The sequence below is a fragment of the Agriterribacter sp. genome, from assembly GCF_035444585.1.
Classification (GTDB): domain Bacteria; phylum Bacteroidota; class Bacteroidia; order Chitinophagales; family Chitinophagaceae; genus Agriterribacter.
On the sequence record NZ_DAOMOZ010000012.1, the window covers coordinates 1 to 24,928 of the forward strand.

Annotated in this window: 17 protein-coding genes; 4 read left to right on the forward strand and 13 right to left on the reverse strand. The window is 43.2% G+C overall.

Annotated features, from left to right (window positions below):
* From PLH26_RS02375 to PLH26_RS02415, 9 genes are all read right to left on the reverse strand, one after another.
* On the reverse strand, window positions 1-565 hold a 565-nt coding region (locus tag PLH26_RS02375; RefSeq protein WP_324584378.1), incomplete at its 3' end, for an ABC transporter permease.
* Between the two features lie 545 nt (window positions 566-1,110).
* On the reverse strand, window positions 1,111-1,683 hold the full coding sequence (locus tag PLH26_RS02380; RefSeq protein ID WP_324584379.1) for a nucleotidyl transferase AbiEii/AbiGii toxin family protein: 573 nt from the start codon (window positions 1,681-1,683) through the stop codon (window positions 1,111-1,113).
* An 8-nt stretch (window positions 1,684-1,691) separates the two neighbouring features.
* Complete coding sequence (locus PLH26_RS02385; protein ID WP_324584380.1) at window positions 1,692-1,994, reverse strand: DUF6922 domain-containing protein; 303 nt, start codon at window positions 1,992-1,994, stop codon at window positions 1,692-1,694.
* Window positions 1,995-2,153: 159 nt separating this feature from the next.
* Entirely contained in the window at window positions 2,154-4,532 is a 2,379-nt protein-coding gene (locus PLH26_RS02390; protein WP_324584381.1) for an ABC transporter permease, read from the reverse strand.
* Between the two features lie 137 nt (window positions 4,533-4,669).
* Window positions 4,670-5,308, reverse strand: coding sequence for an ABC transporter permease (locus PLH26_RS02395; protein ID WP_324584382.1), 639 nt, complete (start codon window positions 5,306-5,308; stop codon window positions 4,670-4,672).
* 45 nt (window positions 5,309-5,353) lie between these two features.
* The gene (locus PLH26_RS02400; protein ID WP_324584383.1) at window positions 5,354-7,072 is read right to left on the reverse strand and encodes an ABC transporter permease; all 1,719 of its coding nucleotides are present in this window, start codon (window positions 7,070-7,072) and stop codon (window positions 5,354-5,356) included.
* A gap of 447 nt (window positions 7,073-7,519) precedes the next feature.
* Window positions 7,520-9,907: an ABC transporter permease gene (locus tag PLH26_RS02405; protein WP_324584384.1), complete on the reverse strand. Its 2,388-nt coding sequence runs from the start codon at window positions 9,905-9,907 to the stop codon at window positions 7,520-7,522.
* 202 nt (window positions 9,908-10,109) lie between these two features.
* Window positions 10,110-12,521 carry an ABC transporter permease gene (locus PLH26_RS02410; RefSeq protein ID WP_324584385.1) on the reverse strand — a complete coding sequence of 804 codons (2,412 nt, stop codon included), beginning with the start codon at window positions 12,519-12,521 and terminating at the stop codon, window positions 10,110-10,112.
* A 226-nt stretch (window positions 12,522-12,747) separates the two neighbouring features.
* Window positions 12,748-13,425 carry an ABC transporter ATP-binding protein gene (locus PLH26_RS02415; protein ID WP_324584386.1) on the reverse strand — a complete coding sequence of 226 codons (678 nt, stop codon included), beginning with the start codon at window positions 13,423-13,425 and terminating at the stop codon, window positions 12,748-12,750.
* A 189-nt stretch (window positions 13,426-13,614) separates the two neighbouring features.
* On the opposite strand from PLH26_RS02415, the gene PLH26_RS02420 reads away from it, so the two are divergent.
* A complete protein-coding gene (locus tag PLH26_RS02420; RefSeq protein ID WP_324584387.1) occupies window positions 13,615-13,971 on the forward strand; it encodes a four helix bundle protein in 357 nt (118 codons plus the stop codon).
* Between the two features lie 50 nt (window positions 13,972-14,021).
* Here PLH26_RS02420 and PLH26_RS02425 read toward each other — a convergent pair whose 3' ends face one another.
* Entirely contained in the window at window positions 14,022-15,272 is a 1,251-nt protein-coding gene (locus PLH26_RS02425; RefSeq protein WP_324584388.1) for an efflux RND transporter periplasmic adaptor subunit, read from the reverse strand.
* Between the two features lie 624 nt (window positions 15,273-15,896).
* Between PLH26_RS02425 and PLH26_RS02430 the strand changes: the two genes are divergently transcribed.
* The 3 genes from PLH26_RS02430 to PLH26_RS02440 are packed head-to-tail and all read left to right on the forward strand — an operon-like array spanning window position 15,897 to window position 21,352.
* A complete protein-coding gene (locus PLH26_RS02430) occupies window positions 15,897-16,934 on the forward strand; it encodes an efflux RND transporter periplasmic adaptor subunit (protein ID WP_324584389.1) in 1,038 nt (345 codons plus the stop codon).
* Window positions 16,934-20,023, forward strand: a complete 3,090-nt coding sequence (locus PLH26_RS02435; RefSeq protein WP_324584390.1) for an efflux RND transporter permease subunit — start codon at window positions 16,934-16,936, stop codon at window positions 20,021-20,023. Before PLH26_RS02430 ends, PLH26_RS02435 begins: the two co-directional genes overlap by 1 nt.
* Before the next feature lie 6 nt (window positions 20,024-20,029).
* Entirely contained in the window at window positions 20,030-21,352 is a 1,323-nt protein-coding gene (locus PLH26_RS02440; protein ID WP_324584391.1) for a TolC family protein, read from the forward strand.
* Window positions 21,353-21,395: 43 nt separating this feature from the next.
* Here the strand turns inward: PLH26_RS02440 and PLH26_RS02445 are convergent, their stop codons facing one another.
* The 3 genes from PLH26_RS02445 to PLH26_RS02455 form a co-directional block, all read right to left on the reverse strand.
* Window positions 21,396-21,929, reverse strand: coding sequence for a Uma2 family endonuclease (locus PLH26_RS02445; protein WP_324584392.1), 534 nt, complete (start codon window positions 21,927-21,929; stop codon window positions 21,396-21,398).
* A 95-nt stretch (window positions 21,930-22,024) separates the two neighbouring features.
* Window positions 22,025-23,155 carry an efflux RND transporter periplasmic adaptor subunit gene (locus PLH26_RS02450; protein WP_324584393.1) on the reverse strand — a complete coding sequence of 377 codons (1,131 nt, stop codon included), beginning with the start codon at window positions 23,153-23,155 and terminating at the stop codon, window positions 22,025-22,027.
* A 6-nt stretch (window positions 23,156-23,161) separates the two neighbouring features.
* A partial coding sequence (locus tag PLH26_RS02455; RefSeq protein ID WP_324584394.1) for a TolC family protein occupies window positions 23,162-24,928 on the reverse strand: 1,767 nt, incomplete at its 5' end.

Sequence of the window (24,928 nt, forward strand, 5' to 3'; positions counted from 1 at the left end):
TTGAATGATTGGGAAAGTCTTTTAAAATACCGGTTACGGTAAAATTATCCTTGTTATCTACTTTAATGGTTTTACCCATCGCATCTTCATCACCAAAAAGGCTTTTTGCCATCTTTTCCGTAAGCAGGATAGCATGCATATCATTGAGCGCTGTGGCAGGATTGCCCCTGAGCAGGGAAAAGCTGAACATTTGAAGAAAGCCGGTATCCACCATATTACCGGATTTCATTATTTTTTTATCGCCTACGGTAAAAAGCAGGTTGCTGTTCCAGTTTACCCGTACTGCTCTTTCTACTTCCGGGAGGTCGTGCTCAAGTGTTCTTGCCAGTATTTTGGGTGTGGTGTTCCAGCACATGAGCTTGCCGTCGAAACGCGCCCGGTTCCAGGCTTCGTAGATCCTGTCTTTTTTATCATGGAACTGGTCATAGCTCACTTCGTTCTGTATCCAGAGCAAAATAAGGATGGCGCTGGCCATGCCAATGGCAAGGCCGGTAATGTTGATGGTTGAAAAGCCCTTGTTGCGCACCAGGTTTCGATACGCTGTCTTAAAGAAATTTTTGATCATACGGTTGTATAAGAAAGATGAGACCCGCTCACGGAATATTATAAGAAAAGGCACCCGGCCTATATAAAGACCGGCAAAAAAAATCAATGTTGCATATTATACGTATCGGTAAGGAAAATGTTACATCCTCACCGGAGTTTAGTATTTATAGTTTATAGTTTATAGTTTTTAGTTTATTGTTTTAGTACCGCAGTCTGACGCTCCTTCGTCGCGTGCCGACCGCTGCATTTTCGCCATCCCGTCTCATTTATCTTCTCACTTCTCACCTTTCACCCACACAAGGCTTCAACACTTATGCCAGCACATAATTTATTGATATCCATATTGATAGAAAATAATTTGATTAAAAGGTGTGCAATACCGGACAAAGTATGTACGGAAACGGACGGTGCTTCACCCTTTCAGAATAGCTCCAAACTTTTTATTCTGCCAGACGACCAGTTACCAATTTTATATTTACCCAAATATCGTTTGACCATAGGCGTTCCTCATCTCAGACGGAAGAGGTGAGCCGTTCGTACGGCGTTCAGCAGCGTGGGGGTAGCTCAGGCTAAATATGCGCTCACTTTTTGAGAAATAAAATTTTTTATGCTTTGCCAGCTTTGTTTTTTTAAGCTGATGGGATCCTCACTTTCTTCGGCATCGGCAAAATAGGTGAGCGCCTGGGGTACGGTTATCAACAGGTTTTGTTTTGCATATTTTTCCTTGTGAAAGTTGATAAAGTCCTGAACAGAATAATGGCTTAGCAGTTCAGCAATGTCCCAGAAATCTTTCTTTTTTCCCCGGCCAAGAATGGCTTGCACCTTCATGGCAATTATATCTTCCGGCGAAAACATCCTGATGTCGTCAATAACCGATTCCTTTCTGATCAGGGGATGAGGGTGGCGGACAATATCTACTTTATCATTATTTATATAGCAAAAAATTCCAAACCTTGGCGGTTTCTCTTCCATGATAAAATTACTTCCGAATTTTTTAGTCAGTTCCTCTATAATTTCATCATTTGTAAACTCCTTATTTGAAAACAAATCAAGATCAACAGATATGCGGTGTCCATACAATAATGTTAAGGCAGTGCCGCCTACTAAAGAAAAACCTTTTAGCGCGGGTATCTCCATTAATTGCCTTAATAGGGAAAAAGTGTTGGGTTCAACTGTCTCAAGATGTAGCATCTGAAATCTGTAAGCGGTTTATTAATGACTGCACTTGCAAGGTACATTCTGGTCTCAGGCAAAAATTTTGCATTCAACAATGCTTCCGCCACCTTTTCATCGCCGTAATAGCGCCGGCAGTTGCGTATATCTTCCACATCACCGCGTTCAAATACCCTTTCAATTACAAAATTGGCTTTGGCATCGTAGTCAATATTTTCAAATACCACATCCCAAAAAATGCGTTTATTAAATATGGGCTTTTCTTTTTTTGGCATAGTGTAAAGATACGCATCGTTGTGATTGTAAAGTAAGCTTTGGGGAATCGGGGTAAGATTTGGGCTATGAGCTCCCGGCAATCGCTATCTTCAGTTGCCATTTTCCACATTCCCCGCGATCTGACGCTCCTTTGGTCGCGTGCCGACCGCTTCATTTCCTTATTCGCTTCGCAATGACTTTACAGGATTAGCCACCGCCGCTTTTACGGCCTGAAAGCTTACAGTAACAAGGGCAATTATTAATGCAAGTGATGCAGCCAATACAAATACCTGCCAGCCTATGTGAATGCGATAATCGTAATCCTCAAGCCAGCTATGCATTATCCAGTACGATAAAGGACATGCTATCAGGCAGGCAATTGATACCAGTATTGTAAATTCATTAGAAAGCAATATCCACAGGTTCATAACGGAGGCCCCCAATACCTTTCTAATGCCTATTTCCCTGGCACGTCTTTCTGCCATAAATGTTGCCAACCCAAATAATCCCAGGCAGGAAATAAAAATGGCCAACACCGAAAAAACTCCGGAGAGTTTGGCCACCTGGTTCTCGGTTGTAAACTTCTTTGCAAATTCTTCATCTGTAAAACTGTATTCGAATGGCATCGAAGGATTATACTTTTCAAAAACCGGCTTTACAGCTGCCAGGGCCTTTTTTAAGTCTGCTGTAGCTTTTAACCTGAGGAAAATGGTATTAACATTGCTGGTGCTGTTCCCGTTAAAGATAATAGCAAGGGGAGATGCCGCTTTGAATGGATCCAGTAATACTATATTTTCTACAATGCCAACAATAATCAATGTGCGATCTCCCAGTTGTATGGTTTTGCCAATTGGGTTTTGATAGCCTATCGTTTTCAACGCTGCTTCATTCAATATCACTGCATTTGAATCTGTTTTATAAGCCCTGGAGAAAGGTCTTCCCTCTATAAATTTTAGTTTTACGGTCTTTTCAAAATCCCATTCAGTCATGATGGCATCTATGGCTATATCTGCATCAGGATCTTTTCCATCCCATGAAAAATCACTCCAGCTATTGTAACGGCTGGTCATTGGTTGCGATGCTTTGGCAACAGATGCTATATAACCGCTGTTGAGAAGGTCATTCTTCAACGGCTGGAAGTTTACCGCAAGATCATTGCTTGCAGCAATGTTGATCAGGTTGTTCGGATCATAGCCGATGGGACGGTCTTTGGCATGGTTGATCTGCCGTACCACGATAATGGTGCCGATGATCAGGCCTATGGAAATGGAAAATTGCATTACCACCAGTATTTTGCGAAAACCTATTGCCCGGTTACCCTGTTTAAATATTCCTTTCAATACGCTCACCGGTACAAATGAAGAAAGATAAAGTGCGGGATATACCCCCGAAAAAAATCCCACGGCAATGGCAACGAGCAAAACGGCGCTAGGCAACGCAAGATTACTAAGATCAAAATGAATATTTTCAAACCCTATATTTTTCAGATAGGGCAACAGCAACTGTATCAGGCCAAGAGCCAATAAAAATGCAAAAACAGAAGTCAGTATGGATTCCGAAAAGAATTGTATAATGAGTTGACGGCGTGACGAACCTAATGCCTTTCTTATGCCTACCTCTTTTGCCCGCTTCTCGGATCTTGCAGTAGCGAGGTTCATAAAATTAATACAGGCGATCAACAGAATAAATATTCCAACAAGGCCAAATAAACGTATATATTCAATTTTCCCACCTGTATTCACCCAGTCTTTATAGTCATTGTACAAATGCCATTTAAACATCGGATGCAGGAACAGTGTTTGATTTTTCATTCTCGGATCCCTCAGCGTGTTCAGTTGCCCGATCTTTTTTGAAAAATCTCCCATAGAAGCGCCTTTCTTCAACTCTACCATATTCATCATGAAGTTATTGCCCCAATTTGTACTGTTGTTTTTAATAAATTCAGAAGTTTGCACAGCAAAAGCATAAGGAACAATATAATCGAAACGGATAGTAGAATTTGCAGGAGCATCTTTCATCACACCGGTAACTTTCAGATCATATTCATTATCGAACCGTATGATCCTGCCCATCGGATCAGCATCACCAAACAACGCTTTTGCAAGCGAAGCGGTGAGCACAATAGAAGAAGGATCATTCAGTGCTGTATTAAGGTTCCCCTTTATTACCGGAAACGTAAACATCTGCAGGAAATCAGGATCTGCAAAACGCCCGTTTTTGCTGAACTTACCATTCTCAACAGCAAGACTGTGCATTCCTCCCCAGTCTATCCTTGTGGCGTGCTCAACTTCAGGATAGTTATTTTTGAGCTCATCATGAAGGGGCATAGGAGTGGCTTCCTGGGTGTTTTTCTTGCCATTAAATAAGGAATGTTTCAACACAAGCGCTATACGGTCTCCGTGCCTGTGAAAGCTGTCGAAGGAAGTTTCATAGTGGATCCATAAGCCAATCAGCGAGGCAAAGGTGATGCCTGTGGCCAGTCCAAAAATATTGATGAACGAAGCGTATTTATTTTTTAATAAATGCATCCATGCAGTTTTGAAATAGTTTTTTATCATGAAAGTGATTTATGATTTCTGATTTGTTAACTGCTGATTTATCATTTTCAAATTACCCCCGGTCTGACGCTCCTTTAGTTGCGTGCCGACCGCTTTCATTTTCAAATTTTCACACTTCCACATTTCCCACATTTGTATTACTCCGTTCTCAAACTTTTTACCGGGTTGGCCATTGCCGCAGAAAATGACCTGCTTCCGATGCTAAGCAACACAATCAGGATGGTGATGAAAGCAGACAGCCCAAAGAACCACCAACTAATGTTTGTTCTGTAAGCATAACCCTCAAGCCATTTTGTAGTGGCGAAGTGTGCTACAGGTGCGCCTATAGCCAAAGCCAAAAGAATTAAAACAATAAATTCTTTACCAATTAAAACAAGGATGCTGCTTACAGATGCTCCCAGTACTTTCCTGATCCCAATTTCCTTTGTACGCCTGCGGACCATCAACGATACCAGGCTGAATAAGCCAAGCACTAACAATGCTATAGACAGTATGGTAAATGCATTAATGAGTTGTGTAAGCCTTATTTCGGTTTGATACTGAGCTGCTACTCTTTCATCTACGAAACTAAAATCAAACCCTTCCTGCGGGAAATGTTTTTTAAAAACGCCGGCAATGAATTGCAGACTTCCAGCCGTATTAGCGCTGTTAATGCGGACGTATGCATATGGCAGGTACGAGCCATTTGATTTACAGCGTATGGCAACAAGAGGTGTTTGAGTCCTGAGGTTCGTTGCACTAAACTCATTAAATACGCCAATAATGGTTCCCTGCAAAAAGAAATTCTTATTTAATACTGCACCTATCGGCTTTTCTATCTGTCACGCCTTTACAAGGGAGGCCGAAACAATGATAGGACGTGTAGGATCAGCGCCCGTCCAGTTAACGCTGTCATAATCGGCTATATCTGCGGGAAAATCATTAGAAAATGACCGGCCTTCAATAATGGGTATGCCCAGCGTGTTCATAAAATCCATATCGGCATTAACAATTGCAGTTTCCAATAATTTAGTTGTGTCGGAAGGATTGGTAAGACTGGTATACATGCTGTAGCTTTTACCTATATTTAAGGCAGATAATGAAACCGACTGTATACTTCCATTTGCCAGTAAATCATTTTTAAAAGCTTGTGGATAATCTTTTAAGAAAGGCAGGTTGAATCTGATCAGGTTATCTGTATTAAATCCTAACGGCTTGTTATTTAGATAATGTAGTTGTGCATTTACAACAATTGCAGCTACTATCAGCACTACAGAAATGGTTAACTGAAGCGTAATAAGCAACTTTCTGAAATTTACGCCAAACTTCAGGTTGCCGTTTCGTTGCTTTAATGCGATGACAGGAAAAATATTTGCAAGAAAAATTGCCGGGTACAGGCCAGATAATAACCAGGCAGTAATGCAAACACCCAAAACCAGCAAAAGTGTATATTGGTTCAGCATAAAACCAAGCGAGGCTGAGATATTACTCAGAAGCGTGAATTGTTGCCAGCATATAACAGCTAACGTAAATGCCAGGATGGCGGCAATTAAAAAATAAACTAAAGTTTCGGTCAGTATCTGATAAGCAATCTGTTTCTTTTGTGCGCCCATCACTTTTCTGATACCCATTTCCGATACCCTTTCCATATTCCGGGCTATAGCAAGATTGATAAAATTGATGCAACCAACAACCAGCAGCAGCAGTGCAATAGCGGCATAAATATAGATATACTTAATGTCACTTAGTTTGTATTCAGATGATTGTTGCTTAACCCGAGAAGAATGCAGGTATATTTTTGTAACAGGCTGCAATTCCATTTTGAAATTGTCCATTTTGTATTTCCTGCAGAACTGTTCTATTTTGGCGTTTACGAGCGGCAGTGATGCATTTTCATGCAGCAGTAAAAATGCGTTTCCCATAAAGTAAGTGCCTGCAGCGCCGGCATCCAGTTTCCGGTAATTTTCGTTTAAAGGCTTGTAACTAAATGCATCGGTTAACAGAAAGGAGTTTTGCGGCAGGTCATTCAACACGGCACTGATGATATACATTTTATCGCGGGTAACAAACGATTGTCCTACCACATCCAAAGTGCCATACAAGCGCCTCGCAGTGGCGGCAGTGAGTACAATATTATCGGGGTTGTTTAATGCTGTTGCCGGGTTGCCCTGGCGAAATTTAAAATTAAATATGGAGAAGAAACTGTTATTGACCTCGCTCAGGCTAAAGTCGGTATACTGGTTTTTAATGAGCGCCTGGGTGGTATATGTTTGAATACGTGTCTGATCCTCTATTTCGGGTAATTCGTCTACCAGGGTTGGCGCAAAAGGAATAGGTACAGTTTCTGATTTACCAATATTAAATTTTGTGTTGGTGCTGATAACACGATATATCCGGTTATGGTTAGAATAACTTTTGTCTGCATTGGCAACAAAATAGATATATCCTGCAATCAACAATACACAGGTTAGCCCCAGCACCAAACTCGAAAGACTTATCAGGGTGTCTGTTCTATCTTTCTTAAAACTTCTGAATGCTATTAAAAAATAATTCTTCAACATATGTTTATGTTTTTTCTTCCCGACGGGGTCTTCACAGCGGGGCAACTATGGGGAAGGTGAGACCCCGGCGAATTGTTAGCGCCAGGGTTTCATAGCCAGCCCGCCATGGCTGTGATGAAAACCCCGGCGCGAATTAATATACATTATCATCCGGCTAAAGCGCTCCGTTGCCGCATACCAGCTGCTTTCATTTTTACTACCCAATTTCTGACCTTTATCTCCCCACCTCTCACTTTTCACCTTTTTATCTCGCGGTCTGACGCTCCTTCGTCGCGTACTGACCACTGCATTTTCAAATTGCCACATTTTCAAATTTTCAAATTAACCCCGCGATCTGACGCTCCTTCGTCGCGTGCCGACCGCTGCATTTACTCGCTTCTCAACGCTTTTACAGGATTTGCAACAGCCGCTTTTGCTTCTCCGCCGCGGCGGATCGCAATGACGGGTTTATTCTGTTCGCAACGACTTCACGGGGTTCGCCACTGCTGCTTTTACAGAATGAAATATAACCGTAAGCATTGTTATCAATAACACAACCAGTGCCGAAAGTATGAACGGTGTTATGCTCAGGCCTGTATTGTATGGAAATATCTCCAGCCACTTCGCCATGAAATATGCTGCAACCGGGAAAGCCACAAGGCAGGATAACCCGACAAGGGCAACGAATTTTTTTGTGATCAGCGGAATGATCTGCCCGATATTGGCGCCTATTACTTTCCGGATGCTGATCTCTTTTTGCCTTTGGGCTGTGGTAAAGGCGATCAATCCTAAAAGCCCGAGGCATGTAATTAATATGGTAAGTACTGAGAATGCGGTAAATATCTTTCCACGCTTCTGATCAGCGGCATATTGCGAGTCAAAATCCTGGTCGAGGAATGTATACTGGAAAGGAATATCGGGAAATATTTTTTTCCAGGTATTTTCTATGCCTGCAATGGCAGAAGGAATATTTGCAGTGCTTAATTTTAGCTGGATAAGATTGGTATTGGGCCTGTACAACAGAATCAATGGGGCAATAGGATTATATAACGATTTTTGATTGAAGTCTTTTACCACGCCTACCACTTCAAGATAGTTGCCTGAAGTATCACCGGGGAATTTCACTCTTTTACCAAGGGGATTATCTCCCCAGCCAAATTCCTGCACCATTTTTTCATTCACCAGCATGCCATGCAGCGTATCTGAAGGCCCGGAAAAGTTCCTGCCCTTTGCCAGCTTAATACCAAGTGTTTTGATATAGTCTTCATCAATGGCATATACATCTACTCCTTTATCTACATACCCGTCTTTGGTTTGAACAGTGAATAAATTGAAACTGTTCCCCTGTCCCGGCACTGAGCTTGCAGAGCTAACAGCAATCACCTGCGGGTTATTGCGCATTTCATTCTTAAAGGAAAGTATAGCGCTTTGAATGTTCCTGTCTGTAACGGCCGATGCGAGCATCACGCGGTCTTTGTCAAAGCCGAGATCTTTATCTCTTAAATATTGAAGCTGTCCGTATACCACCAATGTGCAAATGAGCATGATCATGGATATGGAGAATTGTATCACTACCAGAGCTCTTCTTAAACTAACATTGCTTGATCCTTTCGCCAGACTTCCTTTTAATACATTGACCGGGTTAAACTTCGACAAATAAAATGCCGGGTAGCTACCTCCCACTATACCAACAAAAAGTACAACAGCCAGCAGGATAAAGATGGTATCCGGTCTGAATAATGTGCCGAAGGAAATGGATTTTCCGGCTAATGTATTGAACATGGGAAGGAACAACGCGATGAGACCAATGCTTAGCAGCAATGCAAAAAAAGCTGTTAATGTGGATTCAATCAAAAATTGCAGTACCAGTTGTATTTTATTTGAACCGGTTACTTTTCTTATGCCTATTTCTTTTGCTCTTCTGGCTGATCTTGCGGTGGTAAGGTTCATATAGTTGATGCAGGCAATCAGCAACATGAAAAAGGCAACCGCAGCAAAAATATAGATATAAGACATGCTTCCGGTTTCTTCAGGCTCGTTAGCGGTACTGGAATGAAGATGTATGGATGTTACAGGTTGCGCTTCAAACCTTATTTTGATATTATACTGTGCAAAAATGGAAGCGAGGTATTTATCATACATCGGCTTCATCTTATTGTCGAAGGCTGCGGCTGTTGTACCCCGCTTCAGTAATACATAAGTGAAATAATCAAAGTTACCCCAGTTGTTTGCAAAGTCGGCCGGGAGTGAACTTCTTGAAACAAGTATATTAAAAATGAAGTGGGAATTTTTGGGAACATCTTTCATCACGCCTGTTACTTTGTATACTTTGCCATTAACATTTTGTAATGTTTTGCCTGTATAACTCTTATTTATTCCAAAAAATTTAATGGCTGATGATTCTGAAAGCACCAGGGTATTGGGTTCAATAAGAGCAGTTTTGGGATCACCTTCAATAAAAGGGCAGGTAAATACACGGAACACATTGCTATCGGCAAAAAAAACCTTGTCTTCATACAAGCGCAAACCACCATTCTTGAACATTGTTCTTCCGCTGTTCACGAACCGAACAGATTCCTCTACTTCAGGGTAATCTTTTGCCAAAGCAGGTCCCATTGGAAATGGCGCGATCGCCCAGCGCATGGTATCCCTGTCGGCTTCCTTTATGATGGAGTTTACACGAAATATTCTGTCGGCTTTTTCGTGATACCTGTCATAACTCAGCTCATCTTTAATATAAAAGATAAGGAATAGGCCAAACGTTATTCCAATGGTAAGTCCAAGTATATTCAGGAGACTGTACCATTTGTCTCTTTTAAAATTTCTCAGCGCAACGAGTAAGAGATTTTTTATCATTTGAGATTGGGATTTAAGATTTGATATTAAAGCGCGGTCTGACGATCTTTCGTCTCGTGCCGACCGATTTCATTTCCACACTTTCACATTTCCACCCGTCTCTCCAGCTGCCCGCCCGGATGACTCTAGTCGGACGGGGGCAGGCATTTTTCACATTCCCCCGCGATCTGACGCTCCTTTGGTCGCGTGCCGACCGCTGCATTTACTCGCTTCTCAACGCCTTCACCGGGTTTGCCACCGCAGCCTTTATAGCCTGGAAACTCACTGTGAGCAGTGCAATTGCCAGCGCTGCCAATCCCGCTATTGCAAATACCCACCATGAAATATCAATGCGATAGGCAAAGCTCTGCAACCATTTATTCATGCCCCACCAGGCTACAGGGAATGCAATGAGCGAAGCGATCAGCACCAGCTTCAGAAATTCTTTGGAAAGCATCTGGGTTACCTGTGTAACGCTGGCGCCCAATACCTTCCTGATGCCGATCTCTTTGGTATGCTGTTCTGCGGTAAAGGTTGCCAGTCCAAACAGCCCGAGGCAGGCTACAAATATGGTGAGCACGGCAAAGATGTTCAGTATTGTACCTGTTTTTTGTTCAGTAGCATAGGCTTTGTTGAAATAATCATCCATGAATGAAAAAGTAAATGGTTCTTCTGTATTATAACTGTCCCATCTTGTTTTCATGTCAGCCAGCAGACCGGGTATATCGCTGTTGGTTACTTTAAAGATCAGTCCGCCCTCTGGTTGAAGGGTCATATACAAGGGACTTATGGCTTCGTGAAGGGATTTGAAGTTGAAATTTTTTACCACACCAATTACATGAAAAGAAAAATTATCACCTTTAGGGCTGTTCTGCCTTATTACTGTTTTATCAATAGCAGTCTCCGCAGTCCATCCTAAAGCCTTTGTCGCGGTTTCGTTCAGAATAATAGCGCCGGAGTCGGTAGGGAAATCTTGCGAAAAGTTTCTTCCGCTGATCATTTGCATGCCCAGGGTAGGAATATACTGGTCATCTACATAATAGTTTACGCCGCTTACTATCAAATTGTCGTTACCGGCCGGATAGGCCAGTGCATTGTTGTAGTTGTTCGGCTCTGTAGGTTTGTACCACGACATTGTTGCACTTAATACCCGGGGATCCTGCAGCATTTGTTGTTTGAATACTTTTTGATTTGCGCCTAAAGCCCATGAATTGGGAATAGTAATGACCTGATTTTTGTTGTATCCCAGGTCTTTGTTTTGTATGTATTTCATTTGCTGGTACACCACTATGGTTCCTATAATCAAAGTCACGGAAATGAAGAATTGAAAAACAACCAGTCCACTCCGTAAGGCAAAGTTTTTATTGTTACCTGCAGGTTTTCCTTTTAATACAACCACAGGCTTAAAAGAGGATAGATAGAACGCGGGATAAATGCCGGCAGCCAGTCCAACAATTAATCCCAAAACGATAAAAGCCAATACAGGGTTTAACCCGATGCTCAGTTGTTTGCCGGAGATATCGTTAAACCAGGGGAGCGCCAGTTGCAACAATACAAACGCCATGAGCAATGCAAAGAAGGTTATCAGCAACGATTCAGATAAAAATTGCCTGATAAGTTGAAGTTTACCGGAGCCGGCTACTTTCCGGATACCTACTTCTTTCGCTCTTTTGGATGCACCGGCGGTAGAGAGGTTGATAAAATTGATGCAGGCTACCATGAGCATAAAAAACGCAACACCGCCAAATATGTATACGTAGGTTGCATTTCCGCCGGGTTCAAATTCATTGGAAGTATCAGAATGCAGGTGTATAGCGGTTAAGGGTTGCAGCACAAAACCCAGCTTGTTTCCTTTGCTTCTGAATTGTTCAAGGCTTAAGCCCATTCCCTTTTGAATTTGCGGGCCCATATATCTGGCTACCATATCCGGAAACCGGGCCTGTATTTTTTGCTGATTCGTACCCGGTTTCAGCAATAAATAAGTATGAAAGCCACCGCTCATCCATGAATCAGAATTGGCATCCCGCAGGTTCATCATTGAAAGAAATATGTCGAAATGAAAATGCGAATGAGCCGGAATATCTTCCATTACAGCAGTAACACTGTATACGGTACTATCATTATTGAATCTTATCGTTTGGCCGATGGCCTGTTCTTTGTCGAAGAATTTTAATGCAGTCGATTTTGTTAATACAACAGAGTTGGGGGTGGTTAAAGCACGTTTTGTATCTCCTTCGATAAAAGGAAATGTAAAAAAACTGAAAAAGTTTGAATCAACAAATGCTGCCCTATCATCTCTAAATATTTTGTTGCCAAGCCTGATCTTAGGTTTACCGTTGTCTACGATCCTGGTAGCTTCCATTACTTCAGGAAAATCTTTTTTCATGGTTGCTGCCACGGGAGCCATCACTACGCTTTCGTTTATTTTTCCACCATTTATCTCTGCCTGGAAAATGATCCTTGCAATATCACCGGCGTTTTTGTGGAACCGGTCGTAGCTGAGCTCGCTTTGAACATACAACATGATGATGAAACAGGTTGCAATGCCAATAGCCAAACCAAGTATGTTTATGAAAGAAAACAACCTGTTCCTCCGGAGGTTGCGCCAGGCTGTTTTGAAATAGCTTTTGAGCATACAGGCTGATTTATGATTGCTGATCCGCCCCGGCGGACAAGTTTGTTGATTTCTGATTTATCATTTTCAAATTTTCAAATTCTCACATTTTCAAATTATCGCGCGGTCTGACGCTCCTTCGTCGCGTGCCGACCGCTACATTTTCAAATTGCCACATTTTCAAATTTTCAAATTAACCTGCGGTCTGACGCTCCTTTTGTCGCGTACCGACCGCTTCATTTTCAAATTAAACCAGTATGTTCTCTGTAACCGTTTGTCCGTCCAGCATGCGGATAATGCGATGACTGTACCTTGAATCGTGCTCGGAGTGCGTTACCATAATAATAGTGGTGCCCTGTTCATTCAGGTCGGTAAGCATTTGCATTACTTCATTGCCGTTGCTTGAGTCGAGGTTACCGGTAGGCTCATCGGCAAGAATAAGCTTGGGATTATTGACCACTGCCCTTGCTACGGCTACACGTTGCTGTTGCCCGCCCGATAACTGCTGGGGATAGTGATTGCGCCTGTGCATGATCTGCACTTTATCCAGTACAGCCTCAACTCTTTTTTTTCGTTCGGCCGACTTTACGCCGGTATATATTAGCGGCAGCTCCACGTTTTCAAAAACGGTGAGCTCGTCAATAAGGTTAAAGCTTTGAAATACGAAACCGATATTGTGCTTGCGCAGGTCGGCGCGTTTGCGCTCATTGAAATGCGCCACCTCAATGCCGTTGAATAAAAAGCTGCCTGCATCGGGGTCGTCCAGCATTCCGAGGATGTTCAGCAGGGTTGATTTTCCACAGCCCGAAGGCCCCATTACCGCTACAAATTCACCATCTTTTACTTCAAAAGAAAGCTTATTGAGCGCCACTGTTTCTACTTCTTCGGTACGGTATATTTTTTCTAATTCAGAGATTTTGATCATTTGCATTTATTTTGAATTAAGGTATGAGGTATCAGGTATCAGGTATCAGGTATCAGGTATGAGGTTTTTTATTTTTATAAAAGATATTTTTTTCATTAATAGTATTTTCATAATTTAAAATAAGGTTCAGGGTCCGGGTGCCGGTTTATTCATACTATCGTTGATTGTTAACCATCAAAAACATTTACAATGAGAAATTTCCGAGATTTATCTATTTGGTTAAAAAGCCATTTGCTAACCCTAAAAATTTACTCCTGTACAAAAAACTATCCAAAAGAAGAACTATTTGGCCTTGTCTCTCAAATGCGTAGGTCAGCTTCGTCTATCCCCACTAATATTGCTGAAGGGTGTGGTAGAAACAGCAATCCTGATTTTAGACGATTTTTGGTGATGGCTTCAGGCTCATCTTCAGAATTAGAATACCAGCTCATTTTGTCCAAAGATCTAAAATTACTTTCCGATCCAACATTTAAAGAACTTGAAACTGAAATAACGGAGATCAGGAAAATGATTCACTCATTCATTAAAAATATTCCGGAATCTTAACACACTGGCACCCCAAACCTGACACCTCATACCTGATACCTGATACCTTCTTACTTCAACACCAACTCCTGCATATCCCCATAATTTTCATAGCTGCTTGTTACTACTTTGTCGCCCGGCTGTAGTCCCTGCAGCACTTCATAGTAATCCTGGTTTTGATTGCCCAACTGTATGTCTACCCTGTATGCTCTTTTACCGTCTTCCGATACTTTAAATACCCAGTTGCCACCGGTTTTCTGGTAAAACCCGCCACGCGGCAGCAGTAAAGATTTTCTTTCATCGCTCAAGGCCAGCAGGGTTTGCAGGGTTTGCCCGCGCCGTATGCCTTTGGGTACTTTATCCACAAATTCCATATCTACCTGGAAACGCCCGTTGGTTACCTGTGTAAACACTTTTTTGATTTCTAACTGGTAAGTGGTGTCGGCAAAAGTGAAACGTCCTCTCTGCCCGGGATATATCCTCGAAATATAGTGCTCATCCACATCCACCCTTACTTTAAAACCGCTCAGCACATCTATCTGCCCCAACCTTTCTCCTTTATTTTTATTCTGCCCGATCTCCGCATCCAATGAAGTAAGCTGCCCGTCAACGGGTGCACGAACAATAAGATCGCCTACTTTTTTTTGCATGATATTGAGCGCCTGTTGTGAACCGGCATACGATTGCTTATCCTGGGTAGCCTGCTGCAAGCGTGATATCGAATCCTGGTAAAGGATCTGCTCGGTAAGCTTTTTCTTTTCGAGGTAGTAATTGTAATTGATCTCCGATTGCCTGAACTCCTGCGAGCCGATCACTTTCTCAGCAAAAAGCTTTTTATTCAAATCATATAGTCTTTCCGCCTCTTTTAGCTGGCTTTCAACATCCGCCATCTGGTTGAGCTTGGACACCGTATTCTGCTGTGCATTATTGCTGTTGATCTGCATTTGCGTGAGTGTATTGTATACATTGTTCTGCTGGCTCATCAGTGTCATGAGCAGATCTGTATTTGAAAGGCGTAAAATGGGCTGCCCCTTTTTCATGACCGCTCCGTCTTCCACATATTTTTCTTCAACCCTTCCGCCTTCCTGCGCGTCAAGATAAATACTCGTTACCGGAAGCACAATGCCATTTACAGGAATGGTTTCCTGGAAAATGCCTTCTTTTACTTCGCTTACTGTAATCCTTTCCGTGTCTACATTTAATTTTGAATTGCCGGAAGTGGAATAATAGCTCAGGATGATCAATGCAGTGATACCCGCTACACCGGCTATAGTGAGGATACGTTTTGTGTTCCATTTCTTTTTTACAATAACTCTGTCCATTCTTTTATTTTTTGAGCAATATTCCCGGCTTTTAAAGAGGCTGAGTAAAAGGTTCAGTCTGAAGATATGCCGCTAAGGCGGGCCTTTGTGGCAAAAGATTACTTTTTAGTCAGCTCCCAAAAATCAACACACGGGAAACATTAGTGTTAATAAGTGAATGTTGTGCCAGGATGTGTATTGATTGATTATCAATTAATTATAGTATAATATGCTATTCCTTCGTACGTTAGCGATACAACAGGTGTTCGTTTTTGATACAGCTTGTATCCGGTCATGATCAAATAGCACCGGCATCTGTGCGGATACCGGCCGTTGGCCCAATTTCAACTGTGTGTGCAAAACCCTTGCAATAAAATCGGCAATACCGGAATAGCTTCATCACCTGCTATTTTATTGGGCTTACTTTTTTAAGGGAATTGTTTAAAAGCGATCGCAGGATTTTGTAAATCTGTTCGGGCAGGGAACAAGTGAATGAGTTGGTCATACTAAAAAGACAAATCAATTAACTATTGTTTATTGTTTGGATCGTCGGGACTGCCGGGACATTTCATTAACATTAATTAACGTTCACTTATTTACAGGCGGTGAATGTTTCAACTTCAAATTGTGTTAGTTTCGCAACCGATGAGAAACTTATATTTATATATTATTGTCTTCTCCGGCTTGTTTGCCTGCGCTGCAAAAAAAGAAAAAGCCGCAACCCCGATCAAAGAGAGAAGCCGTACTGTTATAGCCGATGCATTTATTGTAAAAACAACCCCCCTAAGCGAAAATATTGAAGTGGCGGGCTCTCTGCTGCCTGCAGAAGGAACAGATATCCGGCCGGAAATTACCGGCCGGTTGGTAAGCATCAATTTTAAGGAGGGCAGCTTTGTAAAAAAGGGAACCCTGCTGGCCAAATTGTTTGATGATGATCTGCAGGCTCAGCTGGATAAGCTGGAGGTTCAACTGGAGATCAATCAAAAAACAGTAGAGCGGTATAAAGAACTGTTAAAAATACAGGGTATTAGTCAGCAGGATGTTGACCTGAGCGAGCTCCAGGTAAGCAATAACAAGGCCGATATTGAGCTGGTGAAAGTAGACATTGCCAAAACCGAGATCAGGGCTCCTTTCGACGGTCGCATCGGGTTAAGGAACATCAGTCTTGGCGCCTATGTTTCTCCTGCCGATGTAATTGCTACCATACGGCAGGTAGACCAATTGAAATTAGAATTTACCGTTCCTGAAAAATACAGTACTAATTTTGTACCGGGCAAAACGGTTAGTTTTAGCATTGATGGGGTAAGCAGGAAGTTTGATGCTACCGTATTGGCTACCGAGTATTTCATTGACGCCAATACCCGCAGTTTAAATATAAAAGCGCTGGTAAAGGGAAAACATCCTTCGCTCTTACCAGGTGCTTTTGCAAAAGTTGCATTAGACCTTGCTAAAGATAACAATGCCATTATAATACCTACCCAGGCTGTAATACCGCTTAGTCATGGCAAGCAGGTTATTGTATATAAAAATGGAACGCCGGAGTTTTTACCGGTCATCACGGGCATAAGAGATTCGGTATATCTGCAGATAACCAGCGGAGTAAATATTGGAGATACGGTATTAACGTCGGGGTTAATGGCAGTGCAACCTGATTCTGAAATACAACTCAGCAAAATACAATAATGAATATTTCTGAAATAAGTTTGAGGCGCCCGGTATTGGCAACCGTTGCAAGCATTCTCATTGTTGTGTTTGGTGTAATTGGTTTTACTTTTCTTGGAGTAAGGGATTACCCTGCTATTGATCCGCCTATTATTAATGTACGGACCAACTATTCGGGGGCTAATGCCGATATTATAGAATCACAGATCACAGAACCTATAGAAAAATCCATCAATGGTATTGCCGGCATTAAAAACATGACTTCTTCCAGCAGCCAGGGCATGAGCAATATTACCATCGAGTTTGAGCTGGGTGTTGATCTGGAAGCTGCCGCTAACGATGTAAGAGATAAAACCTCCCAGGCACAGCGCCGTTTGCCGCAAGACCTTGATGCGCCTTCGGTAGTTTCCAAAGCAGATGCCAGTTCGAGTTCCATCATATCTATGACGGTACAAAGCAATACCCGTAACCAGTTACAAATTACGGAATATGCAACCAATGTGCTGCAGGAAAGATTACAAACCATCCCCGGGGTAAGCAGCCTGCAGATATGGGGTGAAAAAAAATATGCCATGCGCATCTGGTTCGAGCCTTCGCGCCTTAATGCGTACGGGCTTACTTTCCAGGATGTGCAGGAGGCGCTTTTAAAAGAGAATGTGGAGCTGCCTTCGGGGAAAATTGCCGGCTATAACACGGAGCTTACCGTACGAACCTTCGGAAGGTTATCAACAGAGGAGGAGTTTAACAATATTATCATAAAGAATTTTGGGGGCAGTATTATACGCCTAAAGGATATTGGAGAAGCGGTACTGGGGCCGGAAAATGAAGAAACCATCTTAAAGCTCAATGGTGTGCCGATGATCGCGCTTGCCATTGTACCACTGCCGGGAGCCAATTATATTTCTATTGCCGACGAGTTTTACAAACGGTATGAGCAATTAAAAAAGGAAGTGCCTGACGATATTAAGCTGGACATTGTTCTGGACGACAGTGTATTTATTCAGCGATCCATATCCGAGGTGGAAGAAACGCTTGTTATCGCTATAACACTCGTTATCCTGATCATTTATTTTTTCTTCCGCGACTGGCTGATGGCCTTACGCCCGTTGATAGATATACCGGTTTCACTGATAGCCGCATTCTTTATTATGTATCTCTGCGGGTTTACCATTAATGTATTAAGCCTGCTGGCTATTGTGCTGGCAACAGGGCTGGTAGTGGATGATGGTATAGTGGTAACGGAGAACATTTATAAAAAGATAGAGCTGGGAATGAACAAGTGGCAGGCTGCCAAGGAGGGGTCTAAAGAAATTTATTTTGCCGTTATTTCTACCTCTATTACGCTGGCTGTTATCTTTTTACCCATTATTTTCTTGCAGGGGTTTGTGGGCAGGCTTTTCCGTGAGTTTGGTATTGTGGTAGCGGGGGCTGTGCTGGTGTCGGCTTTTGTATCGTTAACGCTTACAGCCGTACTGAATGTAAAGCTTGCCCGAAAAAAGCATACGCACGGATGGCTTTACAGGGTAACTGAACCTTTTTTCAGTGGTATGGAAAACGGGTATCATCGTTTGCTGAAATTGTTTATGAACGTTAAATGGGTGGCAGTGGTGATTATATTGATTTGCGGAGCGGTGATATGGCTGATAGGCGGAGGACTGAAATCTGAATTGGCGCCCATGGAATATTGCAGCCAGTTCCGGGTTTCGGTAACCATGCCCGAAGGTTCTTCTTTTGATTATACCGACCGTTTTATAGATAAACTCACCAATTTTGTGCTGGATTCTGTTCCGGAAGCCAAATCGGTTTTAACGGTAACAGCCCCCGGATTTTCGGGGTCGGGTTCTGTAAATACCGGCTTTTTGAGGGTAACATTAACCGACCCGGCCGAGCGCACACGGTCGCAGCAGGATATTGTAGATATGGTTAACAGGAATCTCCCGAAATTTCCGGAAGGGAAAGCGTTCCCTACCCAGCAGCAAACCATTTCGGTTAGCCGGAGAGGTGGACTGCCGGTTCAGTTTGTTATACAGAATAACAATTTTGAGAAGCTGACGGATGTATTACCCGGGTTCATGGACGAAGCCGGTAAAAACCCCGCTTTCCAGGGAGTGGATATCGATCTCAAATTAAATAAGCCGGAACTTTCGGTTACGGTTGACCGTTTGAAAGCCAGTGCGCTGGGTGTGAGTGTTGACGCTATTTCTGAGGCGCTGCAACTGGCTTACAGCAACAGGCGATTGGGGTACTTTACCAAAGACGGCAAGCAATACGAAGTAATAGGGCAGGTGCCGCGCGTAGACAGGAACAAACCCACTGACCTCAAAAATATTTACCTGCGCAATCAGCGGAGTGAAAGCATTTCGTTAGACAACCTGGTAAGCGTTAAGGAAAGCACTACGCCGCCTACCCTCTATCATTTTAACCGTTACAAATCGGCTACCATTTCGGCGGGGCTGGCTCCGGGAGTAGCGCTGGGTGATGGCATAAAAGCCATGCAGGATATAGCCGATAAAATGCTGGATGATACTTTTGCCACATCACTTGCCGGCTCGTCGCGCGATTTTGCGGAGAGCTCCGGTAACACGATGTTCGCCTTTGTGCTGGCGCTCGTTTTAATATTTTTAGTGCTTGCAGCACAGTTCGAAAGCTTTATTGCTCCTTTTATGATTATGTTTACCGTGCCATTGGCTATCGCCGGTGCGGTATTGTCGTTGTGGTTATTTGGTCAGACCCTGAACATTTTTTCGCAGATCGGGATGATCATGCTGATCGGTCTGGTAACCAAAAATGGCATCCTTATCGTGGAATTCGCTAACCAGAAGCAAAGAGCAGGTATTCCAAAAGGCCGGGCGGTTACTGAAGCTGCCGTGGCCAGGTTAAGACCAATTTTAATGACCAGCCTTGCCATGTCTTTGGGCGCTTTGCCCATTGCCTTATCGTTCGGTGCGGCTGCTACCAGTCGTATTCCCCTTGGTATCGTGATTGTTGGTGGCATTATATTTTCTTTGGTTTTAACCTTGTTTGTAATTCCTGCTATGTATAGTTTTCTTTCGGCAAGAAAGCAAGAGAGTCATATTGACGAATATTTTTCAGAAGAAAAAAGAGCCTGACCTGCTATGGAATGGAAAAGAATCATCAGCATCGTAACAATAACATGTGGTTTAAATATAGCGGTAAAGGCGCAGCAAATGATCACGCTGCAGGAAGCTATTGCTGCCGGGCTGCATAGTAATTATGACATATTACTGGCAAGCAATGATTCTGCGGCAGCAGCTACGGATCAGCGTTATATATACGGCGCCTTTTTACCCAATATAAACGCAACAGCCGGTACACTGTGGACCACTTCCGCGCAAAAGCAAAAGTATGATACCCGCGATGATGTGGAGGGCACCGGCATTAAAACGGATAATATCAACGCCGCTCTGAATTTAAACTGGACCCTGTTTGACGGATTGAAAATGTTCGCTACCAAACAAAAGGTTGAGGAATTGTATAACCTGAGCACAATTAACCTGAAAAACCAGGTAGTGAACACTACCGCGGAGATCATCAATAACTATTACCTGATCGTGCGGCAAAAGCAGTTGTTGAAAGCCATAGAGGAACAGATGTCCATTAATGAAGAAAGGGTAAAACTGGCCGACAGGAAATTATCGGTAGGATTAGGAACAAAGCCTGAACTGCTGCAGGCCAAGGTAGATCTGAACGCACAGAAAGCGGCTCACCTGGAGCAGCAAACGACCATGATCCAGTTAAGAGACCAGTTAAACCAGCTGACCGGCATGAAGTTGCCGGCAGTATACGAAGTGGCCGACTCCATTCCGCTTAAGCTCGATCTGAATATATCCGACATTCAAAACCAGATCGAAGCTTCCAGCCCAACTGTTTTACAGGCGCTGAAAAATGCAGATATTGCAAAGATCTCATTGAAAGAAGCTAAAGCTTCCCGTTGGCCTGTTGTTTCTTTTGTATCGGCCTATAGCTTTACGCGTAATGAAAATCAAAATAATATAAGTCCTTTTGCCTCCACTTTCAGCCGCAACAAAGGATACAATTTAGGGTTTACCGCTACCATCCCCATACTCAATAATTTAAGCGTTAAAAGGAACATACGGCAGGCACAGCTGGATGTGGAATACCAGGATATTGCAGTTTCCAGGCAAAAGAGCCAGGTGAATATCTGGGTCAGAGTAGCATTCAACAGCTATCAGTACCAGATCAATGCATTGCGGCTTGAAGAAGAAAATATTGAGCTGGCGAAAGAAAACGTGATGATCGCGCTGGAACGTTTTCGCCAGGGTGTTTCTACTTTTTTAGAATTGAGAGAAGCACAAAAAAGCCTGGAAGAAGCCTATGACCGCCTGATAGCAGCCAGATACAATACCAAGCTTTCCGAAACGGAATTGCTGCGGTTGAAAGGAGATATCGTCAGATAATTTGAGACCTGTCAGACAAATCTAACAGGTCTAACCGGATATCCTACCATATTTCTTTAAAATCAATTACCGCCCTACAGTCTTCAAATGTAAACCCATGTACGATAGCGTTCCCTTTACCGGAAAGCCGGTAGGTTCCGTTTTCCAGTTCATAAATTTCCACTTCTTCGGTATCAGGACTTATGATGATAAAGTAGGGTATACCCTGTGATTCATAAATGCCGTATTTGGTATGCCGGTCTTTTAATGCCGTGGCAGGAGAAAGGATCTCAGCCACCAGTGCAGGCGGGAAGTCTAAATACTTTTTAGTGACTGTACCGCAAATGATCAGCATATCCGGCTGTAAAATGGTGTCATCGGCTATGCGGTAATCCACGGGCTGATAGGCGTTGCATTTATTACATTGTTTGAGCTGTAACCTGAATTCCGCCCCCAGGTTATTGGCGATCCGCTGATGCTTTGGAACAGGTGAGGGACTCATGGCATAAGGTATGCCATCAATCAATTCCCATTGACCTTCCCACTGCACATGATCGGCATAGGTATAATGAGGTAATATTTTTACCGGTGAACTCATAATAATGAATGAGGCTAAAGATACATTATTTGGCTCATATCTGTTAGGTTTGCTGTGCTGCCCTTCCGGCCCGCAAACCTTAATAGATAGCCTGCTCATTCTTCTTCTCCCGCATTCTTCATCTGCGACAATACCGCGTAAGCGTTTTTAATGATCACCTTTTTCCCGGTAAGATCACGCTCCTTACCTGTAATTTCCACCATACCGGCTTCCTTCATTCCTGTTTGAACAGGCAGAAGGTAAAAGCTGTTGTTCCCCCTGTCTTCAAGCACAAATTCATCACTGCCGTAACGTACTACTGCAGATTCGGGCACGGCTGTTACCTGCGCATTGCTTACTTTGATCCTGGCATTGATGAACATACCCGGCAACAATTGTTTGGGCTGTTCTTCAAAATGACAATGCACCAGGGCGCTGCGGTTGTCATCTACATTTTTAGTCACCAGTATTACTTCACACTCATATTCAGTGGAAGGATCATCTACAAAAGTTACCATTACCTTTTGCCTGGGTTTTACCTTTCCGAGGTCTTTCTCAAATACAGTGAGCGCGGCGTGGATGTCGTCCGGATTGATGAGCTCAAACAAAACGTCTGCAGCATTCACATATTTACCAATGTTTACATTTACTTTGGAAACAAATCCGTTGATGGGCGAATGCAGGGGAACGCTTCTTGAGATCGTATTTTCATTCAGCTTTTCGGGATCAATGCCAACCAGCTTCAGTTTTTCACTATATCCTTTCACCACTACTTTTTGTGAAGTAAGATCCGCCTGAGCCTGCTGGTAGATCTTATCGGCGTTTACCTTGTTTTCATTCAGCATCTTCTGTCTTTCGAAATCTTTTTCCGTATACTGTAATTTCGCCTTTGCTATCAGGTAATCCTGCTGCAACTGAATAAGCGCCTGGTCTTCCATAATAGCAATGGTTTCTCCTTTATTTACATGCATACCCGGCAGCAGTTTCGTGTTTTTCAGGTAGCCGCCCACCGGGAAGCTGACCGAAACGATATTTTGCGGGGGAACATCCACCAGCCCATGCACCCTGAGCTCGCTGTTCAGCGATTGCTTCCGCACAATACCGGTTTCTATACCGGCATTTTCAATTTGCGCTGCGGTAAGCGTTACTGTGTCTTCGGATACAGCACTTTGCTTTTGCCCGGGTTGTTCTTCTGAGGTACAGGCTGTCATCAGTACCAGCCATGCCATGATATACAGATAACGCATAAAATTTTATTTTCCGGTTAAGTATTCTAATTCAATAAGAGTTTGATTGTATTGGTGTACAGCGTCCATATAGTTCAACCGGATATTCACTGCATTGTTCATCAATGTTGTCCATTCGAGGTAACTTATTTCACCATTCTCAAAACTCAATCTTGCTGCTTTAATGATCAGTTCGGACTGTTGCAATCCGGCATTTTCATAATATTCCAGGTTGTTCTGTTCTTTTTTCAATGTTTCTGTAAGCTGCTGCAGGTTATATTTTAAATATTGCATTGTTGCTTTTGTGTTCATTTCTGCAACTTCCTCCTGTACGCTGCCCGCTTTGATCCGTGCTTTTGCTGCGCTGTTGAACAACGGAATGCCAACAGTTACACTGGCAATATGAAAGCGGTTGCTGCCACTATAATATTTCTGGCTGATGCCATCTTCACTGTGGTAACCAATAATAGACTGGTTGCTGTAGCCAACAGCAAAGTCGGGCAATAGCTTTGCTTTTTCCACATTGGTTTGTGCCGCCGCTGTTTGTTCCAGCAATTTATTGTATTGTATCTGCGGATGAGCAGTCACTGAGGTTGTGTCGGGCAAAGCCATATCTCCCATTTTTAAGGTGGCGTATGCCGGCAGGAACAATTCATCCGTATTGAGCAGCCATTGCAATTGCTGCTGCCATATCAGTATATCGGCATCCAGATGCTGCTGTTGTAATTGCAACTGCTGCAACTGTGCATCGGCGGTGGTTTTTTCCAGCACATTGCTTTCGCCTGCTTCTAAGCGGAGCGCTGCCGATTGCTGAAAGCGGCTGTATACCGAATCTAACCGTTGCAACAACTTTTTTCTTTCCAATCCGTTGGCCAGGGCATAAAACACTTTTTTAATTTCCCGTTGCAAATCTGCCTGCTTCCAGTTGGCCAACTGTTCCTGTGCGGTTTGCTCATTTTTAAACAGTTGCCGCTGGCGATGGTAAACTACCGGCAGGTTAAAACCCTGGCTCACAAAAAAACGGGTATCGTTTTTTACACCGTTGATGCCCCCGTATTCGCCACCCAACTGGGTTTTGCCAGGGTCAAAAACTCCTGCCTGCAATTGTTTCCAGTAATCCGCTTCCTTTTTTACCGATTGCAGATTAAGATTCTGCTTACTGCCCATTTTCAGCATTTTATCCAGTGTCAATTTTTGCTGTCCCTGCACAGCGCTGCATAACAGGAAAGACAGTATAAGAGCTGCTGCAGGCTTCATACGATTTTTTTTCATTCCCCTTTTTTCAAACCAACGATACAATACCGGCAGCACTACCAGCGTAAGCATGGTAGCCGTTATTAATCCGCCAATTACAACAGTAGCCAGCGGCCGCTGCACTTCGGCTCCCGCTCCCTGGCTCAGCGCCATAGGCAAAAAGCCCAGCGATGCTACGCTTGCCGTCATCAATACCGGGCGCAGCCTTATTCGTGTTCCTTCCATAATAATTTGTTGAATATCCTGCAATCCTGTTTGCTTTAACCGGTTAAATTCTGCGATCAGCACAATACCATTCAATACCGCAACACCAAACAAGGCGATAAAACCTACCCCCGCCGAAATGCTGAAAGGCATATCCCTGGCCCATAAGGCCAGTATGCCGCCAATGGCCGATAAAGGAATGGCGGAAAAGATCAGCAACCCGTACTTCAGCGATCCGAAGGCGAAATACAGCATCACCAGTATCAGCAGCAACGCTACCGGAACGGCAACGGATAAACGTTGTGTAGCTTCTACCAGGTTTTCGAACTGCCCACC

Coding starts and splice junctions, on each gene's coding strand:
- PLH26_RS02380 (WP_324584379.1), bottom strand. CDS start 1,683: ATGGAGATACCCGCGCTAAAAGGTTTTTCTTTAGTAGGCGGCACTGCC.
- PLH26_RS02385 (WP_324584380.1), bottom strand. CDS start 1,994: ATGCCAAAAAAAGAAAAGCCCATATTTAATAAACGCATTTTTTGGGAT.
- PLH26_RS02390 (WP_324584381.1), bottom strand. CDS start 4,532: ATGATAAAAAACTATTTCAAAACTGCATGGATGCATTTATTAAAAAAT.
- PLH26_RS02400 (WP_324584383.1), bottom strand. CDS start 7,072: ATGTTGAAGAATTATTTTTTAATAGCATTCAGAAGTTTTAAGAAAGAT.
- PLH26_RS02405 (WP_324584384.1), bottom strand. CDS start 9,907: ATGATAAAAAATCTCTTACTCGTTGCGCTGAGAAATTTTAAAAGAGAC.
- PLH26_RS02410 (WP_324584385.1), bottom strand. CDS start 12,521: ATGCTCAAAAGCTATTTCAAAACAGCCTGGCGCAACCTCCGGAGGAAC.
- PLH26_RS02415 (WP_324584386.1), bottom strand. CDS start 13,425: ATGATCAAAATCTCTGAATTAGAAAAAATATACCGTACCGAAGAAGTA.
- PLH26_RS02420 (WP_324584387.1), top strand. CDS start 13,615: ATGAGAAATTTCCGAGATTTATCTATTTGGTTAAAAAGCCATTTGCTA.
- PLH26_RS02425 (WP_324584388.1), bottom strand. CDS start 15,272: ATGGACAGAGTTATTGTAAAAAAGAAATGGAACACAAAACGTATCCTC.
- PLH26_RS02430 (WP_324584389.1), top strand. CDS start 15,897: ATGAGAAACTTATATTTATATATTATTGTCTTCTCCGGCTTGTTTGCC.
- PLH26_RS02435 (WP_324584390.1), top strand. CDS start 16,934: ATGAATATTTCTGAAATAAGTTTGAGGCGCCCGGTATTGGCAACCGTT.
- PLH26_RS02440 (WP_324584391.1), top strand. CDS start 20,030: ATGGAATGGAAAAGAATCATCAGCATCGTAACAATAACATGTGGTTTA.
- PLH26_RS02445 (WP_324584392.1), bottom strand. CDS start 21,929: ATGAGTTCACCGGTAAAAATATTACCTCATTATACCTATGCCGATCAT.
- PLH26_RS02450 (WP_324584393.1), bottom strand. CDS start 23,155: ATGCGTTATCTGTATATCATGGCATGGCTGGTACTGATGACAGCCTGT.